Annotated in this window: 13 protein-coding genes; 3 read left to right on the top strand and 10 right to left on the bottom strand. The window is 33.1% G+C overall.

The window, feature by feature from the left end; all coding sequences use genetic code 11:
* Positions 1 to 50: 50 nt before the first annotated feature.
* Positions 51 to 659 (top strand): LysE/ArgO family amino acid transporter, encoded by a 609-nt coding sequence (locus tag Q9306_RS10295; RefSeq protein WP_306197974.1) that lies wholly within the window; start codon positions 51 to 53, stop codon positions 657 to 659.
* 103 nt (positions 660 to 762) lie between these two features.
* On the opposite strand, the gene Q9306_RS10290 is transcribed toward Q9306_RS10295, so the two are convergent.
* The 5 genes from Q9306_RS10290 to Q9306_RS10275 form a co-directional block, all read right to left on the bottom strand.
* Positions 763 to 1,440, bottom strand: coding sequence for an MgtC/SapB family protein (locus tag Q9306_RS10290; protein ID WP_306197971.1), 678 nt, complete (start codon positions 1,438 to 1,440; stop codon positions 763 to 765).
* 102 nt (positions 1,441 to 1,542) lie between these two features.
* The gene (locus tag Q9306_RS24590) at positions 1,543 to 1,701 is read right to left on the bottom strand and encodes a DUF1214 domain-containing protein (RefSeq protein ID WP_371932371.1); all 159 of its coding nucleotides are present in this window, start codon (positions 1,699 to 1,701) and stop codon (positions 1,543 to 1,545) included.
* 248 nt (positions 1,702 to 1,949) lie between these two features.
* Positions 1,950 to 2,957 carry an LCP family protein gene (locus tag Q9306_RS10285; RefSeq protein ID WP_306197969.1) on the bottom strand — a complete coding sequence of 336 codons (1,008 nt, stop codon included), beginning with the start codon at positions 2,955 to 2,957 and terminating at the stop codon, positions 1,950 to 1,952.
* A 314-nt stretch (positions 2,958 to 3,271) separates the two neighbouring features.
* Positions 3,272 to 4,105, bottom strand: a complete 834-nt coding sequence (locus Q9306_RS10280) for a YitT family protein (RefSeq protein WP_306197966.1) — start codon at positions 4,103 to 4,105, stop codon at positions 3,272 to 3,274.
* 60 nt (positions 4,106 to 4,165) lie between these two features.
* The gene (locus Q9306_RS10275) at positions 4,166 to 5,062 is read right to left on the bottom strand and encodes a LysR family transcriptional regulator (RefSeq protein WP_306197965.1); all 897 of its coding nucleotides are present in this window, start codon (positions 5,060 to 5,062) and stop codon (positions 4,166 to 4,168) included.
* Between the two features lie 733 nt (positions 5,063 to 5,795).
* Here Q9306_RS10275 and Q9306_RS10270 point away from each other — a divergent pair.
* Positions 5,796 to 6,560, top strand: coding sequence for an alpha/beta fold hydrolase (locus tag Q9306_RS10270; protein WP_306197962.1), 765 nt, complete (start codon positions 5,796 to 5,798; stop codon positions 6,558 to 6,560).
* Positions 6,561 to 6,680: 120 nt separating this feature from the next.
* Here Q9306_RS10270 and Q9306_RS10265 read toward each other — a convergent pair whose 3' ends face one another.
* Positions 6,681 to 8,492, bottom strand: a complete 1,812-nt coding sequence (locus Q9306_RS10265; RefSeq protein WP_306197960.1) for an acyltransferase family protein — start codon at positions 8,490 to 8,492, stop codon at positions 6,681 to 6,683.
* A gap of 364 nt (positions 8,493 to 8,856) precedes the next feature.
* Positions 8,857 to 10,008: an MFS transporter gene (locus Q9306_RS10260; protein WP_306197958.1), complete on the bottom strand. Its 1,152-nt coding sequence runs from the start codon at positions 10,006 to 10,008 to the stop codon at positions 8,857 to 8,859.
* A 98-nt stretch (positions 10,009 to 10,106) separates the two neighbouring features.
* On the opposite strand from Q9306_RS10260, the gene Q9306_RS10255 reads away from it, so the two are divergent.
* Positions 10,107 to 10,958, top strand: coding sequence for a LysR family transcriptional regulator (locus Q9306_RS10255; RefSeq protein WP_306197955.1), 852 nt, complete (start codon positions 10,107 to 10,109; stop codon positions 10,956 to 10,958).
* Positions 10,959 to 11,005: 47 nt separating this feature from the next.
* Here the strand turns inward: Q9306_RS10255 and Q9306_RS10250 are convergent, their stop codons facing one another.
* From Q9306_RS10250 to Q9306_RS10240, 3 genes are all read right to left on the bottom strand, one after another.
* Positions 11,006 to 11,134: a hypothetical protein gene (locus Q9306_RS10250; RefSeq protein WP_098918665.1), complete on the bottom strand. Its 129-nt coding sequence runs from the start codon at positions 11,132 to 11,134 to the stop codon at positions 11,006 to 11,008.
* Positions 11,135 to 11,484: 350 nt separating this feature from the next.
* The gene (rfbG, locus tag Q9306_RS10245) at positions 11,485 to 12,561 is read right to left on the bottom strand and encodes a CDP-glucose 4,6-dehydratase (protein WP_306197952.1); all 1,077 of its coding nucleotides are present in this window, start codon (positions 12,559 to 12,561) and stop codon (positions 11,485 to 11,487) included.
* Positions 12,562 to 12,591: 30 nt separating this feature from the next.
* On the bottom strand, positions 12,592 to 13,551 hold the full coding sequence (locus Q9306_RS10240) for an NAD-dependent epimerase/dehydratase family protein (RefSeq protein ID WP_306197950.1): 960 nt from the start codon (positions 13,549 to 13,551) through the stop codon (positions 12,592 to 12,594).
* Positions 13,552 to 13,617: the final 66 nt, after the last annotated feature.

The following is a 13,617-nucleotide window of genomic DNA, read 5'->3' as shown; positions in this document are numbered from 1 at the left end:
ATACGTAATTATTACACAACAAAACATACTTTTACATAGGAGGCGAAAAAATGAGTGAAGCACTTCTACACGGCATCATTCTTGCATTTGGACTTATTATACCTTTAGGTGTACAAAGTGTGTTTGTTTTTAATCAAGGGGCCAGTCAATCTACTTTATTAAAGGCTGCTCCAGTTGTTATAACAGCAGCAATCTGTGACACTATTTTGATTTTAGTTGCTGTGCAGGGCGTATCTCTTGTGCTATTAACATTTTCTTGGCTAACAACTGAGCTCTACACAATAGGGTTTTTCTTTCTTCTTTACATGGGGTGGGTGATATGGAAAAGTGAACCGACCGCGTCCAAAACTGAAGAGCAAACAATTACAATAAAAAAACAAATTGTATTTGCAGCTTCTGTTTCTCTACTAAATCCACATGCTATTTTAGATACCATTGGGGTAATTGGAACAAATTCCATTCAGTACATAGGAACTGAAAAATTGGCATTTACCATGGCAATAATTTTCGTTTCTTGGATATGGTTTATCGGATTAGCTATCGCGGGACGAATGCTAGGGAAAATAGATTCATCCGGAAAACGAATACAATTATTAAATAAAATTTCCGGTGTTATTATTTGGGCAGTTGCACTTTATATGCTTTTCCAACTCATATAATCTCCATGTAAAAAACCATGAAAACATAACTTTATAACATGTTTTCATGGTTTTATTCTTCAAAAAACATTATAAATCACTTACATATTTTTATTATCACGAGCTATCTACTCTCAACTTCCACTGAAACAATTCGTTCTATTTCTTTTAAAGAACTATACAAATCCGTTGTATATAGCTTTTCAGGAGCTGATATCATCATTTCTAATTGTTGATGTCCATTATCTATATCTTTAACCTTCACACGTTTCACTTGCAAGTTTAATTCCTTAATTTGTTTAAAAATCCGATTAAGCTCTTGATGTTTATTAACGATTATTTTTACTGCTAAATCCCTTTGTCTTAAAGAATAAGGACCTGCTAATTTAACAAGGTACGGAAATACGTTAATCGCCAAAATAATTAAGATCATTGCTACAGTTGCTTCCGCATAAAAACCAGCACCAATTGCAATTCCTAATCCTGATGCCGCCCAAACCATAGAAGCAGTTGTTAATCCAGAAATCACATCGTTATTTCTCCGTAAAATAACACCTGCCCCGAGAAAACCAACCCCACTAACAATTTGCGCTGCAAGACGCATAGGATCCATGTTCGTATGCCCCGGTGAAGAGTATACATTTACCGATTCAATAGAAACAATTGTAATTAAACAACTTGCTACTGAAATCACCATACTCGTTTTCACACCAAGTGGTTTATTTTTCAGCTGTCTATCAATTCCAATTAATAGTCCAAGAAAAAGCGCAAGGCCTAGTTTGAGTAAAAATTCAAATGTCATGTTCATTTCTCCTTACATTTTTAAATGTTACTTTTTTATAATAAAGTAATAACTATAACTGTTTTATACTTTCATTACTAGACCTTTTTCTTCCCTTCTAACTTATTTTTTCAAAAATATATATCGAACTTTTTTCACGGGCGGTGTTTGATAACTTCCGTTCAAAATACGAAAATTCGGTTGATAGTAACGCATAACTAAATTGAAGTTTCCTTTTGGAACTGGTAACCAATTTGATTCCTTCCCTTTATTACTAACAATGGATAACCATAAATATAAGCTTGTAGGCCTATACTATAAGCTAAATTTTCAATAGAGGACATGGTCCCCCTCCTAAATAAAATAGTTTTGTACCCATTATTTTTTCCGCATTCCATACCTTTATAAATATATTACTTATGATGTATAAATAATCATGACCACACTGTATTTTCTAAAGTTCGTACATAATGGAGCATTACTTATGATCATAACAAATAAAAAAGGTTAGCAAAAAGCCAACCTTTTTCTTATTTATTGGATACTGATTTTTCAGCAATCCCAAGGTGATCATTCAATTGTTTTGATATTTCTTTTACATTTTGCTCATCTGGTTGATAATAATAAATACCCTTAATGCGTTTGTCTGTACCTTGTACTTGTATTTTCTCTAACTTTAAATCTGTTCCTGCCATATTTTTCGTAATTGCCATCATATCATTGAACGTTAAGTTTGTTTTCAAGTTTTGATCCACTGCATCTAATAATGAACTTAGTTTTGTAATGGAATTAACTGATACTGCTTTTTTGATAATTGTTTCGATTACAAGTTGCTGTCTTTGTCCACGCATTGCATCGCTATCGATTTTCCGTGTTCTCGCCAACGCAAGTGCTTGTTCTCCATTTAAATGTTGGTATCCTTTTTCAAGGTGGATAGCACCAGCCTGGTCTTTACTATCTTGTTCCGTAAAAGTAACCGGTACATCAATATCAATCCCACCAAGTGAATCTACTATTTTTATAAACGATTCAAAATTAAATTTCACATAATAATCAACAGGTACATTTAAAAAGCGTTCAACCGTCTCACGTGTACTTTCCACCCCGCCAAAAACGTGCGCGTGTGTAATTTTATCTAATTTCTTTTTTGACGGTATATATACACGCGAATCACGAGGAATGCTCACTAACTTTACCGATTTATCATTTTTATTAATCGTTGCCAATAATAACGCATCCGTACGCACCGCTTCACCATATTGGCTTTTTCTTTTCTCACTTTCATCTACACCCATAATTAAAATAGAAATATTATCTTTTAACGGCGCCACCTCTGTATCACGTTTATCAGATTTATCTATTTCTGCATAAGATTTACTAACAACTGCTTTTGCTTTGCTATATATAAAGGAACTGTAGCTTATTCCTCCAATGACGAGAAATAGCACAGAAGTCATCAAAAACCATAAAAAAACTCTTTTTTTGGAGCGCTTCTTTTTCTTTTCACTTCTACTTGTTGCTTCCATCTCCGTTTTCATTTCACTTCCCCCTTCAAAACATCTTCTATTAGTTTAATTGAAATGTAACATCTATAGAATCGAATTACATTTCACCAACCTTACATTTTTGTAAGAATTTCCAATACACAAATAATAGCTTTTTGCTACAAAAAATTTATAACACATTATTATAATATATATATATTACAATCTAAAAACAAATATTTTTTTAAATCACAAATAAACATTCTCTCATTGACATGATTTTCAACATTCTTTTAAAAAGGCATTTCCTATATTACCTTTTTACTATACAAAAAAACTAGCCTTCAAACATTTGAAGGCTAGTTTTTTTAACTTGCTTTAAAGCCGCCACCTAATACATCTCGTACATCATGAATAACAACGAATGCATTTCTATCTTTTCGGCTTACAACTTGTTTTAATTGAACGAGTTCTTGTTTATTAATAACAACATATAACACTTCCTTATTATTTCCTGTGTAACCACCTCGTCCTTCTAGTACCGTTACACCTCGTGTCATATTTTGCATAATGGACTCCCGAATAGTATCTGGATCATTTGAAATAATTGTCACTGCTGTTTTTGTATCTAATCCTTCCACAATAAAGTCAATAACCTTTGCACCGATAAAGACCGCTACAAGTGTATACATTGCTTTTTCTTGTCCAATAATAAATACTGAGCCAGCAATAACAACGATATCAATAATGAGTACACCTTTCCCAACACTCCAGCCTAAATATTGATTTGCTAACCTAGCAATAATAGCTGAACCACCTGATGTACCACCCGCGCGAAACATAAATCCTAAACCAATACCAACAAAAACTCCAGCAAACAGAGCTGCTAATAATGTATCATGATTTACCGGGCTTGCCACACCTTCTGTGATATATAAAAAGAAAGAAGTAGCTATAATACCAAGAATTGTATATACCATCGTTTTCTTATCGAAAAATTTATATCCAATTGCAAGTAAAATAGCGTTCATTATAAGGTTTACAGTACCTGGAGACCAATCAAACAAATAGTAAGTAATTACCGTAAGACCGATAATTCCTCCTTCTGATAATCGGTTCGGAATAGCAAAAAAGTTAATTCCAATCGCGAATAATAACGATCCAACTACAATAAGTATAATCTCTTTCATACGTTCATTCATTACGTTTTCCTCCCGTCTATTCCTATGTGTATGTTTCTAATCTCTATATACCCTAGGAATTTAAATTGTCTCTCTCCATTTCTCCGCATGTTTCTCTATCATTTCTATTAGCTTCTTCATCGCTGGAGTCAACCATTTATTTTTATGGTACGCCAGTTCAGTTGTAACAAAATCCTCACTATGCATCCATGGCAAGGCGATTAACTTTCCACGCTCAATTTCCTCTTTAACTGTAATAAGCGGTAAATACGATAACCCTAACCCGCACATAACAGTTTGTTTAATTGCCTCTATACTCCAAAAATGAATACGTGAACAACTAATCCCTTCTTCTTTTAACCATTTTTCTAGTAAGTCTCGATAACTCCCTGGCTCAGTAAGCAATAACATTTCTCCTTCTAAATCAGCAGGAGTAACAACTTTTTGCTTCGTTAGTGGGTGCCCTGGCGGAGCAACAAGTACAATTGTTTCTCTAACAAGTGAACGAGTGACAATGTCTACACCTAGTTTTTCTGGATTTGTAAATAAAGCAAAATCAAATTTTCCTGACTTTAATTCATTATGCAACTCCTGGCTCTCTGATGGCTGTAAAATGATATGGACTTGCGGATACTTCTTTTTAAATTCATATAAAATAACAGGTAATCGATATATCATTAAAGACTCATTTGCCCCAATACGTATCGTTCCTGATGATTCACCGTTCATTTGAGATGATTCCAATGCTTCATTCGATAATGCCAATATTTTTTGCGCATAAGAAAGCATATGCTTTCCTACTTCAGTTAAAACTACTTTTTTACCGAGGCGATCAAACAATGGACTTCCAATTGCTGCTTCCAGCGATTGAATGTGATTTGTGATTGTTGATTGTGTATACCCGAGCCTCTCTCCAGCCCGTGTAAACCCTCCGCTCTCTGCTACAATAATAAAAGTTTTCAAATGACGCAGCTCCATAATAATGCCTCCTGTTGTACAATCATTATTTCATCCTCAATAGCATAAATTACGGTTTATGTACGTATAAAGATTACAAGATTTTTGTATCATCAATTTATTGTTATAAACACATTTCCATCATTACGAAAAGTATTGTCAGAAAATATACGAAAGAAAATCCTTACTAAAACATCTATGAAGCTAACTATTCTGAAATAATTAGCTTCATAGGTAAACTTTTTACACCCTTAATCTTACACATCTGAACGAAAAAGGAAAGAAAGTCAATAACAGCCCTTTACACTCACCTAATCGCTATTATATATTTTTAATACAAATAAATAAAATGAATTATTTTAATAGAAACCATTTAAAAAAATGATGGATAAATATAATAAAAAAGAATGCAATTCAGTTCGCATACTTGCCTTTACTATAATTTTAAAAAACAATATTGATGGAATATTCCAAATGTTAAAAAGACCTCAATTATCAATTCAAAGTGTATGTAACTTTCCAACATTACTATTTCTATGTCAGAAAGTTACCTTTACAAACCACACAACCATCTGGTATTATTACCTGGTACTTAATATTATTTATACCAGTCTATTAAACATGAAAAATAACTTAAATTATATAAATCCATGTTTATGTTCCGAGCATAATCGGTGCCTAAGCTTACTTGTGATAACAACATTCTTGTAGAACTTATTTTCTTTTCTACCAAAGACTTGAAAGGGGCATACTTTTGCAAACAAAAAAAGATTTTGAGAAAAAAACGATTATATTCATTCATGGATTAGTTGGAAATCGTCGTGCATTTAAAAAAGAATGTAAGCTATTTTCATCATCTTATAACATCATCACGTATGACTTACTTGGCCATGGTGATGACAAAGGACAAGCTATTGATTTTTCTTTAGATCGATTAGTAAAACAATTGTCAGATTTATATGAAAAAGAAGGGATCCAGCAAGCTCATATTTGTGCCCTAAGCTATGGATGCTATATTGCCACTATATTTGCTCATAAGTACCCAGAAAAAGTATTAAGTCTTTGCCATATTGGCGGTCATTACAATAACCCATCTAAGTTATTTAATGTCTTTCAAAAGTTTTGGGACAAACGAAATAGTGAGTACTCTTCTTGGCTTTACCAATATGCAAGTACTATATTTCCAAGTGGCATTCTAAAAGCAAATCCATTTGCGATCGTTTCTAAAAATATTTACTATCGATTTGGATTACAATTACACAGATCTATTATTCGAGAGTCACTGCGCCATCGTTTGGATTTCGATTTAAAATCCCGACTACGAGAACTTACACAACCAATTTTATGGGTAATGGGAGAACATGATCATCTCTATAAATCTTGTTTATTTGATTTAAAATCCATTCTTCCAAATGTTTCATATAAAGAAATTCCATTAGCTGGTCATGCTGCAAATATCTTTCGCCCAAATTATTTTCACGATTTATACTCTCAATTTTTACAAGATACATTATCATAAAATAAAATTATTGTTTAAATTATAAAGAGAGTCGCATACTCATGCGACTCTCTTCTCATCTGGAAACTATAATTAAGTACTACCTCACTCATTTGTAATTAATGTCAATTTTCTATTCGTTTACTTATTTATACTCTTCACTACAAGCGAAGTATATGCCTCTTCCCCTGCTTTCGTCAAATGAACCCCATCAGGCTCAAAATATTCCTTCTTTCCAGCACTTGCTGAATACCAATCAACAAGCGTAATATTTGAGAATTTTGACGCTGTTTCTTTTAACTTGTTATTCACCAATGATTCCCATGGGCGCGGCACTCTTGTATTCACCAATATAACTTTACGTTCATTACCTATTGATTGCATTAATGATGTTATTTGCTCAGTAGTAAATGCTCCGTTCGTGCCCAATCCAATAATAACAGACTGACCTAAAGTACCCTCTTTGTTCATTCTGTCTACCGCAGCTGTCGCTTCAGACATTTGCCTGCCAATCTTCGCATCAATATTAATATCAGGAAAAGCTTTTTTTAAATGAGGAGTGACGTCGATCATAATTGAATCTCCAATAGCTGTAATCGTCGCCGATTCTTTAGACTGCGCAGAATGACCTTCCTCTTTATTTTCGGCTGGTTTTTCACCTGGCTCTTCCCAAACAACATCCGGATGTTTAGGTTGATCTTTTTGCTCCGTTTGTACCGATTCTACTTTATTACTAGTATTCTCTTTTTCTTTACCTGCTGTTGATAAACCAAAACTAGCTGTAGCCGTAACAAATATTGCAAACGCTAAAACGAACTTACCACCTAACGCTAAGTTTCTTAATCTAACGTTACGCAATCGAAAATTCTTCAATGCGCCTTTGCGAATTGGATTTTCGATAAATTTCCATGAAATTTGCGCCATAAACAAAATTAGAAAAAACTGAAAAATAGCTCTTGTAAGCTGAAATTCTCCAGCACTTCCTTGCGGGTTTGTTAGTGTGATAATCGGATAATGCCAAAGATATATCCCATAAGAACGAACACCAATCCAGCGTAAAGGTCTAAACCTTAAAAAAGCACTAATACGGCTAGCTGGATGAGCGAGATTCGCTACTAGTATTGCAGTAGCGATCGATAAAAGGAACATTCCTCCGCGGTATAAAAATGGATCATATTGATTTGTCTTCCAAAACATAACGAGAATGACAATAAGAGCTATACCTCCAATTACATCAAGAACGAGACGAGCCTTTGGAAGAATTTTATGAGCCAATCTACTGCTTGGCCAAATGAAAGCAAGTGCTGCACCAATCAGTAAGGAAAACGCTCTTGTATCGGTGCCATAATAAACCCTACTTGGATCAGCGCCTGGTTCATATATCATTGCCATCGCGACAGCTGAAGCAATCGCTCCAAGAAAAATATATAGAGTCAGACGTGATTGTTTTTTCACATAGGAAAGCCCTAAACCAATAATAAGCGGCCAAACTACATAAAACTGTTCCTCAACAGCTAACGACCAAAAATGATTTAGCGGAGAAACTGTACCGAAACTTTCAAAATAGGATAATTTGTGATAAATATACCACCAGTTACTAAAATAAAATAAAGCTGCTACCGAATCTCCACGCATTTTCCAAAGTAATGAGCTATGAGAAATGGTAATCCACGCTAAGGTTATAACGAGCATGACTAGCATTCCTGGAAGCAATCTCCTTGCCCGGCGTAACCAGAAATTTTTCAAGTCAATGCTCCTTTTTTCCTTCCATTCAACAACTAGAATATCCGTAATTAAATAGCCTGAAAGTACAAAAAACACAGTAACACCTAAAAACCCTCCAGGTAACCAATTAAAATTGATATGATACAGAATAACACCTAGTATGGCTAGCCCCCTCAAACTATCTAATCCAACCATATAACGGCCATTTTTCTTTACTGGTGTGGGCATTCATAGTCACCCCCATCTTTCTCTAAAAAATATGTAAATATTCAAATTATAAAATACTAATATTTTACACTTAACAAGTATAAACGAATTTCATAAGAAAAGGTTTACAAAAATAGTACATTATTGTAATAAACATACCTATCTTGTATAAGAATGCACACAATACATAAAATTTTACCATAGCATCCAGTTTTATAAAATTGTTTATGCAAATAAAATTTAATTTTTTTATTACACTTCTTTTACCTAAAATAAATTAAAAAACAATTGAATATCGTATGAATCTCTTCAAAAAAATCCATAACAAATAAAAATAGTCTAAGTCAAAATACGTGACTTAGACTATTTTTGTATAAACAATACCTTACTGATTTATTTCACTATACTTCTTTTTTACAATTAAAATAAATTGCAATCCAATTGCTACTACTAATAAATAAGCTGTAAAATACGGTAAATTTAATGGAGTTATTCCATTCTCTAAAAATATACCATTTACCATTGTTCCCATCGAACCAGCAAAATAATTAATAGAACTAAGCAAGGCAATAGAGATAGTAGCATGTTCTGGACTTATTTCAATTAACGTTTTTTGTTGAGTCGCTAATCCTGCCCACCCAGTCGCTCCCCACAAAATTAAACAAATAGCTATCAAAATTTCTTTTTGCTGAAAAATTCCCATACATATTAATGATGAAAACATGATAACCATTAAATATACTAATATGATTTTCGGTTTCTTATAAAAATCTATTATATATCCTATAACCAAACTTCCTCCTATCCCACCTATTCCCCACATCCATATGAAAACTACTGATTTTTCAAATCCATAAGAAGCTATTATAAGGTCTAAGTATGTGTATAAACCTAAGCTACAAAAACTTAGTATCATCGTTATAAACATAACCAATGAAATAGCTTTGTTTTGAAACATCGCTAGTCGCTCTTTTAATGTTGGCAAATGGGTTGAGTGTATTACTGGAAACCTAAACAATAAGCCTAATATTCCAATTACACTGATTACAGCAATAAACCATATTGTCATTCGCCATCCATACATATCCGAAATATATATACCGAAAGGGACACCTATTACCGTTCCTGCACTCATTCCAAGTAATATCATTCCTAGCGCTCTACCTCTTTTGTTTTCATGAACGAATGTAACAGCTGCAGCTGAAGCGAATGGGGAATACAAACCAGCACCTATACCTGCTATTCCTCTTGAAATTAATAACATGATAAAATTGTTGGTAATTGCACTTACTACATTGGCTAATGCGAAAATAGACAACGCTATTAATAATATATGTTTTGCATTCGTTTTACTCATCATTGCAGCAAACAAGGGTGCGGCAAGCGCATAGCATAATGTAAATATACTTACAGTCTGCCCTGCTTTCCCTATAGATACATGAAATTCATCCGCAATACTTGGTAAAATTCCTGCCATTACATAAGCGTCTACCCCTAACGCAAACATGCCTATTGTTAATAAAAAGATTTTTCTCAAAGTCATCACCCTTTTGTCAATTATTCCAATTTCTATCGTAAAGGGTATAATAAAATTAGTGAAATTAATATTTAGCATAGGAGGTATGAATTTAACTCATGACTATAGCAAGATATGAGGTATTCCAAAAAGTAGTTGAATTAGGGAATTTCACAAGAGCAGCTGAACAACTTAACATGACACAATCCGCAGTAAGTCATGCTATTTCTAGTTTAGAAAAAGAATTTGGTTATCCTTTATTGCATCGAAATAAACAAGCAAAGATTCAAAAAACGGCTTTTGCAGATCGAATTCTTCCCCATATTCGACAAATTTTAAACAGCGAAGCTATTATAAAACAAGAAATATCTCTTCAAAACAATCAACTAGCAGGCACTTTAAAAATAGGTGCATTTACAAGTGCTGCCGCTCAAATCTTACCCAAAATGCTATCACAGTTTAAAGAAAACTATTCAGAAATTAAAGTGATACTATTTGAAGGTACTTACAAAGAGATTGTAGAGTGGATTCATAACGGCACTGTAGATGTTGGATTTATTATTGAAGAAAAGACAAAAAAACAATTCCAATCAATCCCTGTTACGAAAGATGAAATTGTTTTAGGATTGCCGAAAAATCATCCGCTCGTTAATGAAAAGACAGTTGATATAAAGACGATTGCTAATATGGACTTTATTATGCCAAAAGGTCCCTATCAATCATTAGTTTTAGAAAATTTGTCCGCTCATAAAGTTTGCCCAAACATTATATTAGAAATATTGAGTTGTGAAACGATAGTTAATATGGTTTCACAAAACATTGGAATAAGCATGGGACCTGAATTATTTTTTAAATCTCATAGAAACATTGAAATAAAAAAACTAAAACAAAAAAAACATCGTCAAATTAGCCTTGCCTATAAAGAGCGAACACCTATCATAAACGCCTTTCTAGTATGTAATCAGTTTTAACAATATACATTTGGCCGTAAATAATGTGTTTACGGCCAAGCGCAAATTCACTTTTGCTTCATTTGTTTTGCTAATAATTGTTTTACCTCGTTATATGATAAACCAGAATTCTTATTCAGCCTCTTCACTTCATCAATATCAGTACCGACAATTGTATACTTTTTTTCTTTGTTCATGTTACACTTCCTTTTTAACATATGGTATACGTTTTTATCAACTAGGATTCGTTTCTGTCTAAATATAAAATGAACAGTATGTTCTCTTATCTATTCCCTAAAAAGGAGACTCTTACTCTTCATTACCACTCCCTGTTTTTTTATAATTCATCACACTGAAAATCAACATCAAAGAATAAGGTAGTTCCTTTACTCTAAAAAGACAGAAGTAAAATAATTGAATTCATTCGCTAAAAACAAACAAAACCTTGAACTTACAACCCTTTACAAGTTTACGTAATTCGAGGTTTCTTTTCAGTCTCGTTTTTATCATTGGCCTCCTAACATAAGAAAGATGCTATTCTCTTTACTTATGATTGACTATATTGTTGAATTTGCTTTACACATAATTCTCTCATATTCATATTATAATTTTTATACCATTCTACCGTACTGTCTAATGCCTGTTGAAGAGACCACCTTGGACTCCAATTCAGTTTGAATTTTGCTTTACTAATATCAAGATTCAATAATGTTGCTTCATGAAACTCTTCCTCTTGAACATTTGAAATCTCCCAACTACCAGACCCCCAGCTCTTTATTATCCCAATAACAACTTCTTGTACTGGGACAATGCTGCTTAGTTTTGGGCCGAAGTTCCACGCTCCCGAAAAACGAGTTCCCTCTGTTAAAATTTTTTCCGATAAAAGTAAATAACCACTTAACGGTTCCAAAACATGTTGCCAAGGGCGCACTGCACGAGGGTTTCTAATAATAATTTTTTGATTGTTTTCCAATGCACGTATACAATCAGGAATGATTCTATCTACAGACCAATCGCCTCCACCAATTACATTGCCAGCTCTAACACTCGCAATGATTTTTTGATGATCCTCATATTTTTTCTCATGAAAATAAGAATTTCGATAAGAAGAAATTAAAAGTTCACAACACCCTTTACTAGAACTGTATGGGTCATGCCCACCCATAGAATCATTTTCTCGATATCCCCAAACCCATTCTTTATTTTCATAACATTTATCACTAGTAACCATAATGCATACTTTAACTGATTCATGTAATCTAACTGCTTCTAATACATTAAGTGTCCCCATAACATTTACGTCGTACGTATATTTAGGGTGATGATAGGAATAGTTAACAAGTGATTGTGCGGCCATATGAAATACCATTTCGGGTTTATATTTACTAAAAACACCATTTAATTTATTGAAATTTCTGATATCTCCCCGTATATCAATGATTTCACTTTGGAGATCCGTGACAACAAAATTATCATTTTTATTTTTAGGGTCCAAAGAATAGCCAATAACAGTTGCCCCCAATTCCCTCAACCATATCGATAACCAAGAACCTTTAAAGCCTGTATGTCCTGTAATTAGAACCCTTTTTCCTTGAAATACATGATTAAAATTATCATTTAACAAGCGCTTCACACCTTTAAATTATAAAATTTCTTATAAATTTGAATATAAATGTTGATTTTGTTTATACCAACTAATTGTTCTAATAATGCCTTCCTCAACATCTATTTTCGGTTCCCAAGAAAGCATCTTTTTCACTTTATTAATATTCGGTTTAGGAACCCATCGCTCATTTTCTCTATAAGGAAGTGCACCATAATTCGGTTTTTTATCTGTCTGTAAGTATTTAAAGAGTAATTCTACATAATACTTTAATTGATGAACTTCACCACTTCCGATATTAAAAATATCGTTCTGCACTGTATCATTCTCAATTGCTAGAATACAAACGTCTACAATATTATCAATATAGCAATAATCTCTCAATTGATCACATAGAGTTAAATCGACGTTCCTATTTTGTAATGTTTGTAAAATGATGTGAGCAAAAAGTTTATGTGACGCTTCCATTTCACCAAATATCCCAAAAGGTCTAAGGGTTATGATGTTAATATTTTTTTCACTAGCGATTTGATGAGCAATTATAGTAGCCGCGGCTTTGCTACTACCGTATATATCTACAGGAGTTAATACCGCATTTTCATCAATCAATTCAGTCTTATTCCCATATTCCGAACTACTTCCCAAATTAATAACTTTCTTACATTCTACTAACTTTGCAGCTTCAATAATATTTATAGTCCCTAAAACGTTCGTTTCAACAGCATTCGTATAGTCTTTATGGTTTGAATCCACTCCATATGCTGCAAGATGACAAATGTAATCTGGATTAAAATGTTTGATTGCATTTTGAACTTGTATTTTATTTCGTATATCTACCTTATACACTTCCATACAACTTAATACGTTAGTAAGCCGCCACGGATTTGATGATTCTCTTGTCAAAATGCCTACTTTGGCCTGAAGTTCTAATAACCTTTGTACGAAGTGGGAACCAATAAATCCAAATCCACCGGTAACAAGTACCTTATTATCTTTTAAAAGGCTATTCATTATTATTTATTACATCCTTTTTATATTTTTTATTATGAGAAAATATATAAACATCATATTTTCAAA

The organism is Bacillus multifaciens (assembly GCF_030756675.1).
Classification (GTDB): domain Bacteria; phylum Bacillota; class Bacilli; order Bacillales; family Bacillaceae_G; genus Bacillus_A; species Bacillus_A multifaciens.
The sequence above is the reverse complement of the archived record's forward strand: the minus strand, read 5'-3'. Positions and strand labels throughout refer to the sequence as shown.